Annotated in this window: 10 protein-coding genes and 1 tRNA gene; 6 read left to right on the plus strand and 5 right to left on the minus strand. The window is 68.8% G+C overall.

Going from position 1 to position 15,177, the window contains the following annotated elements; translation table 11 throughout:
* The 3 genes from EV671_RS17255 to EV671_RS17265 all read right to left on the minus strand — a co-directional run.
* Positions 1-344, minus strand: a 344-nt coding sequence (locus EV671_RS17255) for an ECF-type sigma factor (protein WP_207911188.1), incomplete at its 3' end; no start/stop codon positions are given.
* Positions 345-509: 165 nt separating this feature from the next.
* Positions 510-1,433 (minus strand): metallophosphoesterase family protein, encoded by a 924-nt coding sequence (locus EV671_RS17260; protein WP_132573989.1) that lies wholly within the window; start codon positions 1,431-1,433, stop codon positions 510-512.
* A 39-nt stretch (positions 1,434-1,472) separates the two neighbouring features.
* On the minus strand, positions 1,473-1,889 hold the full coding sequence (locus tag EV671_RS17265) for a hypothetical protein (RefSeq protein ID WP_132573991.1): 417 nt from the start codon (positions 1,887-1,889) through the stop codon (positions 1,473-1,475).
* Positions 1,890-2,142: 253 nt separating this feature from the next.
* On the opposite strand from EV671_RS17265, the gene EV671_RS17270 reads away from it, so the two are divergent.
* From EV671_RS17270 to EV671_RS17280, 3 genes are all read left to right on the plus strand, one after another.
* On the plus strand, positions 2,143-2,673 hold the full coding sequence (locus EV671_RS17270) for a lipocalin-like domain-containing protein (protein ID WP_165917624.1): 531 nt from the start codon (positions 2,143-2,145) through the stop codon (positions 2,671-2,673).
* A 208-nt stretch (positions 2,674-2,881) separates the two neighbouring features.
* Positions 2,882-3,529 carry a response regulator transcription factor gene (locus tag EV671_RS17275; RefSeq protein ID WP_243655783.1) on the plus strand — a complete coding sequence of 216 codons (648 nt, stop codon included), beginning with the start codon at positions 2,882-2,884 and terminating at the stop codon, positions 3,527-3,529.
* 1 nt (position 3,530) lies between these two features.
* Entirely contained in the window at positions 3,531-5,303 is a 1,773-nt protein-coding gene (locus EV671_RS17280) for a sensor histidine kinase (protein ID WP_132573995.1), read from the plus strand.
* Positions 5,304-5,330: 27 nt separating this feature from the next.
* Here the strand turns inward: EV671_RS17280 and EV671_RS17285 are convergent, their stop codons facing one another.
* The gene (locus tag EV671_RS17285; RefSeq protein WP_132573997.1) at positions 5,331-5,675 is read right to left on the minus strand and encodes an ECF-type sigma factor; all 345 of its coding nucleotides are present in this window, start codon (positions 5,673-5,675) and stop codon (positions 5,331-5,333) included.
* Positions 5,676-5,991: 316 nt separating this feature from the next.
* Between EV671_RS17285 and EV671_RS17290 the strand changes: the two genes are divergently transcribed.
* The 3 genes from EV671_RS17290 (at position 5,992) to EV671_RS17300 (ending at position 14,944) form a co-directional block, all read left to right on the plus strand.
* A complete protein-coding gene (locus EV671_RS17290; RefSeq protein WP_132573998.1) occupies positions 5,992-10,518 on the plus strand; it encodes a hypothetical protein in 4,527 nt (1,508 codons plus the stop codon).
* Between the two features lie 10 nt (positions 10,519-10,528).
* Positions 10,529-14,428, plus strand: coding sequence for a hypothetical protein (locus tag EV671_RS17295; protein ID WP_132573999.1), 3,900 nt, complete (start codon positions 10,529-10,531; stop codon positions 14,426-14,428).
* Positions 14,429-14,746: 318 nt separating this feature from the next.
* Entirely contained in the window at positions 14,747-14,944 is a 198-nt protein-coding gene (locus tag EV671_RS17300; RefSeq protein WP_132574001.1) for a hypothetical protein, read from the plus strand.
* Positions 14,945-15,083: 139 nt separating this feature from the next.
* Here the strand turns inward: EV671_RS17300 and EV671_RS17305 are convergent.
* A tRNA-Val gene (locus EV671_RS17305) sits at positions 15,084-15,160 on the minus strand.
* Positions 15,161-15,177: the final 17 nt, after the last annotated feature.

Below are 15,177 nucleotides of genomic sequence, written 5' to 3' on the forward strand. Positions count from 1 at the left end.
ACTCGATCGCGCGAACCGACCACGGCGCGCCAATACCGAGCGCCGCTTCGAAGACTCTGGCTGTCATGGCACCACTCCTCGGAGTGATCAACCGGCCCCGATCCTACCCACTCGATTTTCAAGAGAGGCAAAAAGCTCTCGTGCACCAGTGCGGTCGTGTCCAGGCCGTCGATTCGGCCGTCGTGTCGCAGCCGGCTGTGCGCCAGCCGCTTCAACTCTGCGTAGACGGTCTCGAACAGGCGGGCCGACGCAGCGGGTTCACCCGCCGTCGCCGCAACCAGAAGCTCGTGGACCGACTCCATCCGTTCACCACCGTTCGTCTCGACAGCTGTCCGGCGATCCATCGGATGCCCATTGCAGCGCGTCGTGGATGCGGATTGTGCGGCCCCGACATGCCCGGTGACCGCAAGGACGCCGATTCGAGAAGGTCAACTCCGGGCCGCGCGGCCGAACAAGCCGCCTGTTCGAGGAAGCGCTGGTCGTTTGCGGATCTGTCTTGCATGGATCGGTCAACCAAGCCCTATGGGGAACTCGATCAGCTTGTACGAGGTGCCGGCGTCATCGGCCTCGATCTCCCGAAAGCCCAGACCCTTGTATGGCGCGCTCGGGTCCCACCGCAGCTGCGTGCGGTCCGGTTGCGAGCCGGGCACCGGAAACGGGGAGATCAGCGACTTCGCCGCGTGGTGGGCGATGTGCCCGGTCATGTGGTGATGCTCCTGGTGGATGTGGCCGTAGAGCACGGTCACATTCCTGTAGGGCATCAGCAGTTCGATCGCCTGCGCGCCATCGCGCGTGGCCCAGCCCCACTGGGGTGCCAAGTCGAACAACGGATAGTGCGTCAGCACGACGATCGGCGTATCCACGCTGCGGCGGGCCAGGTCGTCCTTCAGCCAGTTGAGCTGTGGGGCGCCCAACTGCGGGGCACCGAAGAATCCTTTGGCGCCGCCGATGCGCGCGCCGGGATTGGATCCGCTGTCGAGCGCGACGAAGTGCACGCCCTTGTGGTCGAAGCTGTAGAAGGTGTTGCCGAAGAATTCCTCGAACATCGCACCGCCGTCACGCCCGGCATCGGTCTCACCGGGCAGGAAGCGCACTGTCTTCACCTCAAAGTCGGCGACGATGCTCTTGAACTCCGCCAGGCGACGGCGGCGCTCGGCCGGAGCATCGGCGGGATCGATCAGGTCGCCGGTGAAGACAATGAAGTCAGGCGGAGTCGGCAGCGCGTTGACGGCGGCCATTGCCTTGCGCAGCGTGAGAGCGACGTCCGGGTTGTCCGGCCCCTGGTAGCCCACGTGCGTATCGGACAACTGCACAAAATAGAAGTCCTCACGCGCTTTACCGGCAATGGACAGGTTCGCGCAGCCGGCCAGGCCGGATGCAAACACAGCGCTTCCACCCGCCGCAGTCAGTGCTAGAAATTCACGACGGTCCATCAGTTGCCTCCTGTCATCGAAATGGGAGAAATACGGGCTTCACTTCCCAAAGCTGCGGCTGGCCATGGACCCGTTGTCCATTCGAGTCATTTCGCCTCGGCGGCCGTCACGGGTCACGTACAGATCCCAGTGGGTCCATGTGCCAGGAGTGAGGATCGAGCTTTGAGTCAGGCTGCCGGAGCAATCCGGGGCTATCTGATAGCTCCCCTCGAGCGTCTCGCGGGCCGCCTTCCCGCCCCGGCTGGAAGACTGCTTGCCTGAAAACTTGCCCGTTCCGTCGAACGTCAATATCCCGACATGCACGCGCCGCACGCCCGGCTGGACGGGATCGACGATGCCGTCGGTGCTGTAGACGTAGGAGCCCTTCAGCGTTGCGTCGGAGCATGTCTCCTGGGCATGCGTGGCGCCCGGTAGCAAGCCCATGAATCCGAGGCCTAAGGCAACGCTGATCCTCATGATGTTCTCCAGAGCAAGCAGACCGTTTGAACAATCCCAACCAGGCTCCGCAGAAGCGATGGCTGTCGTGGACTCACGCCGTGGTGAGATATGACGAGCCACCGTTCCCGCAATGCCTGGCTGCAAGCCTGGACGCGTCGCTCCGATGCGCATATCGCGCGAAAGCGCCACGGCATCGCGCGAACATGGGATGCGCTGCGAGAGGCATTGCAGTGCAATGACACGACTCGCAGCCTTTGCAAGGAGAGTTCGCATGACCAAGCTATCGCGTCAGGTGCCCGGCCTCACTGCCTTGTCGATCTTCGTGGCCATCGGCATGCAGCCGCTCGCGTCCTGTGCGGCCAGCCTGAGAGATCAGATCGTCGGGAGGTGGGAGCCCGTGTCGCAATACGTCGACCAGAACGGAAAGAGGCTCGAGCCGTTCGGGGCTCAGCCCAAAGGGTCGGTGGTCTACGACGCCAGCGGGCACTTCGTCAGCGTGCTTCAACGCGGGACCCTACCGCGGTTCGCATCGAACAATCGGGCGACGGGTTCAGCGGAGGAGAACAAGGCCATCGTGCAGGGAAGCATCGCGTACTTCGGTACCTACACCATCGACGAACACCAGCGGAAGCTTTCCATGCACTTCGACGGCAGCACCTACCCCAACTGGGATGGAACGGATCAGGTACGCCCCATCGAACTCTCGGGCGACGAACTGCACATCGTCGTTCCGGCAGCCAGTATCGGAGGCGGGGTGGGCCATCTATTCCTTCGCAGAGCGAAGGACGGCTTCGGGAAATAGCTTCGGGCCTTGAAGCACACAGCCGGGCTCTGCACCAGGGCGTCACGTGGATACGGGATGTGCGGAGAGTGATTGCCGCCGTTCTTTGGACAAGACACGAACACGCGATACGGCGCAAGCCGCGCGCACTTGGACGTTGCGAGCGGCCGCTGGTTGCGCGACCATCCGGTACAGGCTGGCGCTGGCGCTGGCCGGGGAGGGCCGCGCCATGCCGACGGTGATGGTGGTCGAGGACGACGCCAAGCTCCTCAGCCGCTTCTGCCGCATCATCGCTGCCGACCCGGAATTGGAGCTGTTCGCCGCGGTGGGCAGTCTGGCCGCCGCACTGCAGGTTGTGCGGGAGCGCGCCCCCGACATCCTCGTCACCGACCTGGGCTTGCCCGACGGCAGCGGCATCGAGCTGATCCGCGAGACTGCGCGCCTACACCCGGCTACCGACGTCATGGTCATCACCGTGTTCGGCGACGAGCAGCATGTCCTGCAGAGCATCGAGGCCGGAGCCACCGGCTACATCATCAAGGACAGCCTGCCCGACGAATTCCGCGGGTTGATCAAGCAACTGGTCGACGGAGGCTCGCCGATCAGTCCGGTGATCGCCCGGCAATTGCTCAAGCGCTTCAGGGGCGCGCCGGCGGAGGCCGCCGCGCCCACGACGGCCGAAGACGCGGGATTGTCGCCGCGCGAATCCGAAGTGCTGTCGCTGATCGCCAAGGGGTTCAGCTTCGGCGAGATCGCCAAGCTGCTGGGGGTGTCGCAGCACACCATCACCACGCATGTGAAAAAGATCTACCAGAAGCTCGCGGTGCACTCGCGAGGAGAGGCGGTATATGAGGCCGGCAAGATGGGCTTGCTTTAGGGTGTTGCTGTGGCTCGCGCTGCTGGCGCTGGCGACGCCGGTCGTGGCGAGCCAGCCTGTCGTCCAGTTCGAAACCGCCGAATTCGTGTTGAGCGAAAGTGCCCGCCCCCCGCCCGACTCGGCACCCTGGCGGGCCGTCGAGCTGCCCGACCTCTGGTGGCAATCGAGACCGGGCGTCCACGGCGTGGGCTGGTACCGCATGCGCTGGCGGCTCGACGCGCTTCCGGCCCAGGCGCAGGCCTTGTACCTGCCGCGCCTCCGCGCCACCGATGAGGTGTTCGTCAACGGCCAGCAAGTCGGCGATCCGCCATCGCCGCTGGATACGAACGGGCACGCCCGGCCGCGGTTTCATGAATTGCTGGCCTCGCAATTGCGTCAAGGCGAAAACACCCTGCATCTTCGTGTGCACATCGCCCGACGGGCGGGCTTGGTCGCACCGCAGGTCGGCGACGCCGCGACGCTGCACACCGCTCATGAGCGCAAGCTTTTCATCGCCTCCACCGGGCCCCGCGTGCTGTTCGGAGCGACCCTGACGCTCGGCCTGTTCATGCTGGTGCTATGGCAGCGGCGTCCGGCCGAGGCCAGCTTCGGCTACTTCGGCCTGGCGGCGACCTCGTTCGCCCTGATGCTGTTCGACCTGCTGCTAGACGCAACGCCCCTGGAGCCCGCCAGTTGGGACTGCGTGCGCAATCTGGCGGCACAGCTGGTCAATGTGTCGACCTTCGTCTTCGCGCTGCGCTACGGCGGCTGGCGCCTGCCGCGCCTGGAGGCCGCGCTGTGGTCATTGCCGCCGATACAGCTCGTGTTGAATTTGCTGAGTGTGGCCGGCATCGCGCTGCCCATGAGCGTCAAATGGCTGGCGGCCCCCATCTTCATCGGCTATGTCGCAGTGTTCGCCTGGGTCGCTTGGCGCAGGCGCACGCCTGAAAGCATCGCCCTGTTGCTGGCCTCGCCAGGCCGCACCATCTGGTTCCTGCTGCACTACGGCGGGCTCGGACCCTACGATCTTTCCGAGTTGCTGCTGCCTTACTCCTTCGTCCCGCTGTTCGTGGTGATCGGCTGGATGCTCGTCAGCCGCTTCGCGAGATCGCTGAACGAATCCGAGGAGCTCAATGCGCAGCTCGAGCAGCGTGTCGAGCAGAAGCGGCTCGAAATGCAGCAGAACTTCCAGCGGCTGCAACGCCTCGAGCGGGAACAGGCGATCGCCGAGGAACGCAGCCGCATCATGAGCGACATGCACGACGGCATCGGCGCGCACCTCATCTCCATGCTGGATCTGGCCGAGCGCAGCGCTCTCTCGAGTGACGAGATGAGAACCGCGCTGCGTGATTGCCTGGACGATCTTCGCTTGACTATCGATTCGCTCGAACCCAGCGACAACGACCTGCTGCCCGTGCTCGGCAACTTCCGCTACCGTGTGGACCCGCGGCTACGCAAGCAAGGCATCGAACTCGACTGGCAGGTGAGCGAGGTGCCGCGGCTGGCGTGTCTCACCCCACGCAACCTGCTGCACCTGCTGCGCATCCTCCAGGAGGCCTTCACCAACGTCCTCAAGCATGCGCACGCCAGCGTGATCAGCGTGCAGACCGGACTCGACGCCAGCGGTCGCTCGGTGTTCATCCGTGTGAGGGACAACGGCGGAGGGTTCAAGGGTGAGCACCGCGGGCACGGATTGAACAACATGCGCCAGCGCGCACAGAGCATCGGCGCAGTGCTCGCCATCGATGGCTCGGCAGGCGGGACGACGCTGGAACTGTTGCTGCCGGTCGGCTGAGGGCGCGTGCCCAGGCGTCACCGGCTGCTACCCGCCGCCTCGCTTCAGTGTCTGCTGATCGCGCACATGGTCGATCACGACGCTGTGCATGACGCGCCCGACATAGCCAAAAGGCCGGGCGATCGGTCGGGCGTGCTTGGCGACTGCTGTCCAGGCCCAAAAACTCTCGTGCATCAGCGCGGTCGTGTCCGGGCCGTCGATCCGGCCGTCATGTCGCAGCAGGCTGTGTGCCAGCCGCTTGAGCTCGGCGTAGACGGCCTCGAACAGGCGGGCCGACGCAGCGGGTTCAGCCGCCGCCGCCGCAACCAGAAGCTCGTGGACCGACTCCATCCGTTCCCCACCGTTCGTCTCGACAGCTGTCCGGCGATCCATCGGATGCCCGTTTCAGCACATCGTGGACGCGGATTCTGCGGCCCCGACATGCCCGGTGTCTTGCCTTGCCACCGATCACTTCGGCGGTGTTGTGGCCGCATGCGGGGACTTGATCAGCGAATCCTGAGGCGGCGACGCGCCGTCGCCGATGAAGCCTCCCTTGGCAATACCTCCCCAATCTTGTGGAGGGCAGCAGCGCCGCGAGCGGCAGCCCCCCTAGGAGCCCACATTGCCTGCAGGTTAGCGCCGACGTAGCCTGTCGCCGTTAGGCTTGCGGGTGCCCGCTTCTCGGGCTGCCCCAGGAAAGGGGCAGCAAATGAACCGATCCCAGCGCGGCGCGCAGGCACGCGAGCATCGACCGGACGAAGGCGCCGTCGCGGCTGCAGACCTGCAGGCGGTTTTGGGCGGGCTGCTCCGCGCCTCGGCGGCTACGCCGCAGGAACAGGTGCTGGCCCTGCGAAGACTGCGTAGCGGCACCAAAACCCTCGACCTGGCCCAGGCCATCGCAGCGTCGGCATCGGCGCCTGAGCCGCCGCACGCCGATGCCCTCCTCGCCTCCTCGGCCGGCCTCATCGTGCAGGCCGAGGCGCTATGGGGCGGAGTTCCGCGCATCCTCGCGCGCCTGCCGCTGTCGAACCGGCCCTCGCCAAATCCGCGGCGCCGACTGGGCCCGGGAACGGTGTGGATCGCCGCCGGCGTGCTGGTGCCGGGGCGGCCGGCAGACGAATTCGTCGGCCTGCACATCAGCGGGGGCACCGCGCAGTTTGCCGGCTTGCAGGGCGCCAGCGGCGACACGCTGACGCTGTCCGGCGCCTGGAAGATCGCATTGCATCTGCGCCCCCGCGGTCCCGCCAACCCGCCCCCGGGTGCGTCGCCGGGCGCAGACGCCAGCGACGCTGCGGTCACATTGCCGCCCAGCTTCGACCTCACGCTCGATTCGCAGGGCAATCTTGCGCTCGGCGCCGGGGACGCGCGGGCCAGCGCCTACGGGCGTGACCTGCAGTTCAGCATGCTGCAGGGCCCCGCCTTCCTCGACGAGCTGACCGCCTCGGTCGTGCTACCGGGCCGCCTCGACGCGGCCGCTTTCTCGATGGAGCTGGCCCAGTCGCAGCTTTTCAGAGCCGCAGGCAGCGCTCCCGTGACGAGGTCCGGCTGGGCGCTGAAGACGACGCGCGGGAACGCCGCATCGCTGGGCGAGCTGTCGTCCGCGGGCGCGCTGTGGATCGAGTGGGGGCCGCTGCGCGGGCTGGCCTGGCCGACCCTCGCGCAGGGCACCGCCCTGCCGCGAGCGGTGCTGCAGCTCGCGCCCGGCGCGATCGAGTTCGCGGCCCGGGCGCCCACCGGCCTGTTGCGCCAGTCGGCCCTGCTGTGGGAAGAGACCGCGGCGCCGACGCCGCGCGCGTCGAGCGTGGACCTGACGAGCGACAGCGCCTCCGTGCTCGCCTACGGTGCCGTGCCCGGCTCCGAGCTCGTGACGCTCAGCGGCACTGCGCATGGCCATCTCGACCGGCCGCTGCAATCCGACGGCGGTCGGCTGCGGCTGGACCTGCCGCAATCGACTGCCTTCGTCTTCCAGGACACGGCCGGCATCGATTTCCTGCTGCTGGCGTCGGACCCGGACGCCGCCTCGGCGCCGCACCTCAGCCTGGTGCTGCACAACGCCCTGCTGAAGGTTCGTCCGGCCCGGTTCATGGTCGCACTGGGTCCCCTGGTCGACGGCCGCATCGAGGCGGGGGCTCTGGCGCTGGCTTTCGCGAACCGCGCGATCCTGCCGACGCTGCCTGACCCCTATGCGGCCAGCTTCGATTTCGATCGCACGCAGGACCGCGACCAGGGCCTCGTGCTGGCGCTGGTGCAATGGACCGCGCCGGCCGCGGCGACGCTTGGCTTCAGCAGCTTCGGCGTCCCCGGCGCGGGTGCCGCGGTACCCGGCACCATCAGCGAGCAGAGCGCCGCAAGTTTCCAGCCCCCGCGCGTGCTGCTGGACGTGTCGAGCGCCGTCGACCAGTTCGGAGTCGCGCTGCCGTTCAATGGCGGCAACGCGGATCTGAAGGGGCTGAACCTGGTCGCCCCAGCCGACCAGGTCGCCGTCGTCACGCTGCCCCCGATCAGCTGGGAGCCCATGCTGACCAAGACGCCGACGCCGGGCGGCGGCGACGTGGTCCTGCCCCCGCCGCCCAACGATGGCGGCATCGCCGGGCTGCAGGCCGAGGACCCAAGCCTCAGCTCGATCGAGCCGGTTGCCTTGCTGGCGCTTTACAACGATGCGATCGATGCGAGGCGCCATTTCCTGGCCACGTTGCCGCTGCCGTTCGGGCTGGTGGCTCAGTTGAACAGCCGCTTGTACCGCGAAGGCGACCGGTCCGACTTCATCGACCTGGGAGGCTCGGTCTACCTGCACCAGCCGCAGTTCGCGCCGGACTACAGTGGCGGGCTGCAATGGGGCATCGCCGGGCCGCCATCGTCCGACGTGCCCGTGGTCACCGACCCGACACTGCCGGGCTACCTCGAGTTCTCCAGCAAGGACCAGTACGCGCAGGCGGTGCTGAGCACCAATGTCTACACCCGGCTGTCGGGCGACTTCGGCCGCCGCAGCACGCGTGGGATTCCGCTGCGCCGCTACGAGCTCTCCGGCTACGGCGCCAGCCTGTTCAGCGATTGGCGCGACACGGCATCGGTCGGGCCGGCAATCATCGAGGCCCGCTTCGACGTGTTGGTGGGGCGCACGGCGCACGAAGTCGTGCAGATGCAGAGCGTGCTCTACCCCTGGTTCGTGCGCGTGGTCCGCACGATCACGATGGACCGCCGCACCGGGGGCTGGGTACTGCGCGAGGACAGTGGCTGGGTCGCAGCCACGCCCGGGTTCTTCGACTATCCGCCCGGCGTCGCCGAGGCCTTCCCTCCCGAGCGGCGCCACCCCGGAGCGGTGCAGGGTGTCGAGGCGGTGCGCAACATCTCGCTGGCCGGCGCGCAGTTCCCGGAGCCGGCTTCGGCCTCCCAGCTCATCTGGCAGCCGGTGCGGTTCGACGCCGATGTCGTGTTCGCGGACTGGCCGGCGCCGCGGCTGGGCGTCGCCGGCGGCTCGATGCAGCGCCGGGTGGCCAGCGGCGGCATCACGGGCTGGATCCAGATTGGCGGGCCGACCTACACCGATACCCTGCCCGATGGCACGCCGATCGAGCGCGTGAGGCCGGCCTCGGCCCAGGACCTGCGCGATCTGCACTATCTTGTCGGCGCGGCATCCGCGCCGCTGGACTGCGTGCTCGAGTTCGGCGGTACGCCAGCGCAGCCCGGCCTGGTCTTGCGCGCCAGCCGGGCCGACGTCGACGTGGCCGGCGAGGCCGGCAGCCTGCAACTTGTCGGCGCGGTCAGGGGCTCGCCGCGTCTGCCGCGCGATGGCACCTGGACCCTGGCACGGCTGGGCGGCGGTGATGCGGCCCCGAAGGCCCTCGACGCCGGATTCCCGGTGCCGGTGCTGCGGCCGAACCCCGGCAGCGCGCTTGCCGGCTCGGACCGCTGGCACCTGGCCGAACCGTCCGACATCGCGCAGCTGGCCGACAACGCGCTGCCGTCCATGCGCTATAGCTTCGTGCAGGCGCTGGGGGCGCAGAAGGTCAACTTCGACCGCCCACGTGTGAGCCAGGACGTGGCGCCGATCAGCCTGCCGCAGCCACCCAAGCTGGCTGACATGGGCGCCATCCTGCATGCCGTGGGCGTATTCCCCGGCCTCGCCGACGCCTTCGATTTCCAGAGCCTCAAGGCTCTCCACGTCGACGGCGACGCGCTGAAATTCCAGGAAAGCTTCGCCATCGGCGACGGCAGCAAAACGGCCGTGCTGCTGGACCTCGGCGGCAGCGACGCGCTGCAGCTTCGCATCGAATACCACGATGAAGGCGTCGGTGGCGACTCGCCCTCGGCCCCCAAGGCCACGGTAGCCACCGTCACAGTCGACCCGGCGGCGAGCCCGCGCTGGGCGATCACGCTGCAGCGCGTGTGCTTCGCCGTGCAATTCCGCGGCCAGGCCTTGATCAGCATCTTCGCCACGCTCACGGCCGACGAGCTGCATGCCCCCACCGTCCGCGACCTGCGCGTGCGCTACGAAGGCCTGCTCAACTCACTGCAGGCGATCTTCTCCAACATCGAGCAGGTGGCGCGCTTCCTGCCGGGCGGCTCGGCGGCGGGTCTGAAGGTGGGCTTCTCGCAGGGGCACTTGACGGTACGCAACCAGTTCGCGCTGCCCAGCCTGCCGCTTGGGGCGGGGCAGATCACCGACATCGCCTGCGACATGGGCTTCGACGTCTCGGTGACACCGCTTGGACTGTCGTTCAGCGCCGGGCTGGGCAGCGAGCAGAACCCCTTTCACTGGATCGTCTCGCCGCTGTCGGGCACCGGCGTCGTGCGCGTCGGCGTCGGCAGTGGCGGGCTTGACGTGCTGGTGCAGGCCGGACTCGGGGTGGGCCTGGCGATCGACCTCGGCATCGCCTCGGGTTCGGCCAGCGTGGCGTTGGCGATCGAGCTCGTCACCGCGCCGACGCCCTTCGAGATCAAGATCATCCTGTCCGGGCGCGCCAGCGTCGACGTGCTGCAGGGGTTGGCGAGCGCGACCATCACGCTCGCCGCCGGCGTGGGCGTGATACCGCCCGACGAACTGCTCCACCCGCCCTTCCTGCCGCCGCAGCTGCTGCCGCCGCCCAACCCGGTGCCGCCGATCACCGTCGGGCTGGTGGCATCGGTGTCCGCCGGCATCCACCTTTCGGTGTGCTGGGTCGTCGATGTCGACTGGGACGGTTACTGGCAATTCCGCCAGGACATCAAGACGCCGGCGATCCCGCTGCCGATCTGAGGAGCACGCGATGGCCCTTTCGGACGTTCGACTTTCGCTGCTGGCGTTTCCGCAGCAATGGGACGGCGCGCGGCTGCACGCGCGGCTGCTGTTGCTGCCCACCGGCAACCCCACGCTGCCACCGATGCCTTCAGTGGGCCTGCCCGCCTTCGCAGGCACATCCTGGGCCTTGCGTGCGCGCGTGCTGCCCGGCTGGGATTCGCTGCTGGGCCCCGATCCCGGCGGCACGCCGGGCATCGTCGATCATGGCTTCGCCGCCGATGCGCCGGCTGGCGCGTCGGAGCTCTTCCAGGCCCTGGGCGTGAATTTCCCGATCGTCGACGCAGCGCCCACCTCCGTGCGCCGTTCGCGCCTGGGCGCCTCATCGGTGCGCAAGCATCTCCCGCCCAGCTACACCAGTGCCTTCGCGTTCGAGCGCCCCGGTCCCGGTACCAGCACGGGCAATGAATTCGGCTGCGCGCTGCGTGAAGTGGTCGGCGCACAGCCTGGGGACGCACCGCCGCCGCCCAGCGTGACCTGGGGCGCGGTGCTGAGCTTCGCGCTGCGCCAGCCGCTGCTGGCGCGTGCACTGGGGCTAATCCACGACTTCTCGGTGGCCCTGGAGGCTTCCCCGACGCTTGACGGCGGAGGCTGGCTCTACGTCGAGCTCGACCCGGCCGGCGCCGTGCATCCCGTGGGAGCAGACACGCTGCGGCGCTACGCGGCGCGCCTGCCGGTGCTGGAGCCGGGCAAGCCGCGCACGCTGTTTGGCGCCGTGCTGTTTCCGGTCGGTCTGGCCGGCGCCACCTCGTACGACCAGCCGTTGGCAGAGGCGGCGCTCTATGACGACGGCTTCGCGAAGATCGTGCACGCGGCGCAGGCCACCACTTCGGATGCAGCGTCCTCGGGCCACAACGAGCTTCGTCCTTCGACCGACGTCGGCCTGGACCTGGGCTGGGACGACGAGCAGGTCACGCTGTGGCTGAACCGCCAGCTCGCGGCGCTGCGGGTCAGGCTCGAGCCGGGCACTTCCGGTCCCGCCGAGGCACCCTTGGGCGTCGGCGGCTACCGGATCGACGTGCGCGAGGCGGCGGGCGAAGGCGACTGGACGTCGCTGTGCGAGGCCTTCTCGGTTGACAGCACCGGCGAGCGCGCACCGCTGCGCTTCCCGCCCGCGCCCGCCGCAGCCGTCTTCGAGGCGGATTTCACCGGCGAGCTGACCGTCGAGCCGACCCCCGTGCGTTCGCTGCACGCCACCGACAGCGGCGCCTGGCTGCCGCAGCATTTCGCGCGCTGGCAGGACCGCTCGCTGGTGGTTGGCGACACCACGCTCTACGAACTGGCGCTGGCCGCCTCGGCGCCGCCGGCCAAGGCGGCTGGCGCGCCGACCTATGGCGCCGCGCTGCCGCGCGTGCGCCTGCGCTATGGCCGGCAGTACGACTTCCGCTGCCGCCTCGCCGACCTCTGCGGCGGCGGGCCGCGCGTGAGCGACCAGGCGACCAACCCGGCCCCTCATGCGGTGGCCACGACGCGCTTTCTGCGCCATCTGGCCCCGAAGTCGCTGCGGGTGGACACCGATGTGCCGCGGCCGCTGCCCGGCCAGGGCAACCCGCCGCCTTCCACCGTGCAGCGGGTCGACCTTCGCCGACCGCTCATCGGCTATCCCGAGATGGTCTTCGCCGGCATCGACGACCCCGCGGCCGTGGCACAACTGCTCGCCGATGCGGCCGGCGCGCGCGCGGCGCTCGCCGCCGTCGGTGCCGGCGATCCCGACGTCACCGCCGTCCATGTGTCGGTGCAGGTTCGCGCCCCCGCCCACGACCCCGGTCCGGCGCTGCCGCCGCGTGACGGCGACTTCCGCGTGCTGTACGAGGTCGAGCTGCCGCTGCCGCCGTTCGACCCGCTGCAGCCCTTTGACCCCGGCGCCCCGCTGAGCCTGAGCCTGGACTACCGCGACGTGCATGACGTCGCCACGATGGCGCCCGCGGCACCCGGTGCCACGACCCTGCCGCTGCCGCGCGCGCGCGACGTCCGTCTGCGGCTCACGCCCCTGTGTGCCGACAAGCCCGGCTACTTCGCCACTGCTGCGGCGCGGCGCGGCCTGACCGTAGACCTGCAGACCCGCGCGGACGCGGTGGACGAGTCGCCGCTCTTCGTTCCCAACGCACCGCAGGTCGAGCTCAATGCGCTGCTCCTGCAACCCGGGCCCGACCTGCTGCGGCGCGTGGCGGACCACCTGGACCTGGCCAGCTCCGGACTCGAACTGGCAGCCCGCCCCGGGCAGCGCGTCGCCTTCGGCGCCTCGGCGGCGCTACGGCACAGCCTGGCCGGCGACGGCGGATCGCTGGCACTGGCGTCGGAGGCCGATCTCCTGGGACGCTGGATCGCGGTCATCCAGCTTGAGCTCGACCGCGACTGGACCTGGGACGGGCTGGACGATGTCGGCATCGCTGTGCAACGCCGCGACTCGCCGGGCGGAGCCTTGCAGGAAGTAGGGCGCCTGCAACTGCCGTTCACGGTCGCGCGCGCCGCGCTGGCCGGCCCCGACGTCGCCGGGCAGGACCGGCGCGCTCGAACGCGGCTCGTCTTCTTCGACCTCATCGACCCCCAGCCGCCGGCCGGCGCCTTCCCGGACACACTTTCGCCGCAATGGGTGCTGCAAGCGCGGCTGCGCCACCTGCCTGCAGCGCTGGCGCGTACGTTCGACATCCGGCTGCCGGTGGCCGCCGCACCGCGCCAGGCGCCGCAGTTGGTGGCAGCGGGCATCGCGCTCTCGCCCTACCGGCACAACGCGGCCTATGCGTCGAGCGACGCGCGGCGGCGCGTACTCTGGTTCGAGTTTGCCGAGCCGGTTGCCGACCCCAACGATGCCTTGTTCGCGCGCGTCCTGTCCTACGGCCCAGATCCCCTGCTCTCCGGCGCTCTCACCCATCTGCTGGTGCCGGTGCCCGACGTTCCGATAGGCCCGACGACCTGGTTCGACATCATCGAGTCGCTGCTGCCCAACCCGCCAGAACCCGCGCCGCTGGCAATCGATCCGGAGCCGATGCGCGTCATCGTGCCCGGTCAGGCGGAAGACCGTTCCGGCCTGAACGCCATGCAGCCGATGCAGGCCGAAACGCCGGCACCGGGAGCGAAGGCCAGGCATTTCATCGTGCCGCTGCCACCGGCGGTGGACGAAGACGCCGATGAGTTGTTCGGCTTCTGGACCTACGAGATCCGGATCGGTCACCGCGACGTCTGGTCCACCGCGCAGGCGCGCTTCGGGCGGCCGCTCGTCGTCAAGGGCGTGCAGCACCCAGCGCCGCCCCTTCACTGCACCTCGTTCCGCGCGCCACCCCTGGCGACGATGCCGGCGCGCATCATTGCCAGCGCGCCCTACGCCACTGCGGTGTACCAGGGCGACAGGCTCACGCGTGCCGTCGCCGGCGACCCCCGCACCCGCATCTGGTTCCTGCTCTATGCGCAGGCGATGCAGGCCGACGGATCGGAGCGGCGCAACATCCTGCTCGCCCGCACGCCGGGCGTGCCCCGGCTACCAGAACAAGCTGTCGGAGCCCAGGTGGCCGGTGCGCGCGAGGTGCAAGGTGTCGGCGTCTTCTGGCTGCCGAGGGTCGAGCAGGCCTTGCAGGACCTGGCCCTGGCGCCCGATACGCCGCTGTCCGTGATTGCCGTCGAACTGCTTCCAGGCGATCACCTGGTCCAGTACAGCCGGCCGCTGCCCAGCACCGACGGGCAGTCCGCGGGGCAGTCGCTGTACTTCACCGTCGACGTCCCGATGGGCAGCACCGCACCGGCGCAAGACGCCGTCTCGCGCCTGGGCGTGGCGGCCGACCCCACGGACGACCCGCTGGGCGGCGACCTGGGCACCGCGGCCAGCCGCCGCATCCTGCGCTGTTCACCGCTGACGGCCGTGGCCCCCTCGTGCTGACCACTCCCCTCCAGGCAGTCAAGAAATCGTCTGCATCCCCGTGGCTCACTTTTCGGTCGACGCAAACAGCCCCGAGGGTCCTTTGCGCGAACCAGCTCGCCGGCTTGGCGGCAATCCTGAACCTGGCGCATCAGAACGGTTGGCTGGCCAGGAAGATCAAGCTCAGCAGCGCAGGCTGCGGGTGGCCAAGAAGCGCGACTGGCTCACGCCGGAGCAGTGGGGCGAGCTCGACCTGGCGCTTCCTGAGCCCCAGCGCGCTGGGGCGTTTGGGATGGCCTTGAGTACCGGCTGCAGAAGGTCGACGACCCGGAGCCGGGCATGGCCGAGTTGCCATCCGACTCGCACGCCTGGGACCATGTCCTCGCCAATGCCCGCACCGATGCGACGTGTCGCGCCGCGCTGGAATTTCTGGCGCACCACAGCCCGCGTGAGCTGATCCAGTGGACGAAGTACCGGCCGCTGCCTGATGGAGACTGGTTGCGGGTGCTGCTGGTCACAGCGGCGCTGCAAATCTAAGTGGGGACAAACGTCCCGCTCTTAGGCTCTTCTACGCTGTTCTCACGTAGATCGGCACAAAGAAAAAGCACCTGGCGTTTCCGCCAAGTGCTTGTTCTACCTACCGACAAGGCCGCCCCGTTGGAGCGGCCTTCAAATCTGGTAGGCGCGATTGGATTCGAACCAACGACCCCCACCATGTCAAGGTGGTGCTCTAACCAACTGAGCTACGCGCCTGAAGAGCTGCGCACTAT

This window comes from Roseateles saccharophilus, assembly GCF_004342485.1.
Classification (GTDB): domain Bacteria; phylum Pseudomonadota; class Gammaproteobacteria; order Burkholderiales; family Burkholderiaceae_C; genus Pelomonas; species Pelomonas saccharophila.

Bases quoted from the DNA above. Each gene is read 5' to 3' on its own strand.
- EV671_RS17260 (WP_132573989.1), bottom strand. From the start codon at position 1,433: ATGGACCGTCGTGAATTTCTAGCACTGACTGCGGCGGGTGGAAGCGCT.
- EV671_RS17265 (WP_132573991.1), bottom strand. From the start codon at position 1,889: ATGAGGATCAGCGTTGCCTTAGGCCTCGGATTCATGGGCTTGCTACCG.
- EV671_RS17270 (WP_165917624.1), top strand. From the start codon at position 2,143: ATGACCAAGCTATCGCGTCAGGTGCCCGGCCTCACTGCCTTGTCGATC.
- EV671_RS17275 (WP_243655783.1), top strand. From the start codon at position 2,882: ATGCCGACGGTGATGGTGGTCGAGGACGACGCCAAGCTCCTCAGCCGC.
- EV671_RS17285 (WP_132573997.1), bottom strand. From the start codon at position 5,675: ATGGATCGCCGGACAGCTGTCGAGACGAACGGTGGGGAACGGATGGAG.
- EV671_RS17290 (WP_132573998.1), top strand. From the start codon at position 5,992: ATGAACCGATCCCAGCGCGGCGCGCAGGCACGCGAGCATCGACCGGAC.
- EV671_RS17295 (WP_132573999.1), top strand. From the start codon at position 10,529: ATGGCCCTTTCGGACGTTCGACTTTCGCTGCTGGCGTTTCCGCAGCAA.
- EV671_RS17300 (WP_132574001.1), top strand. From the start codon at position 14,747: ATGGCCGAGTTGCCATCCGACTCGCACGCCTGGGACCATGTCCTCGCC.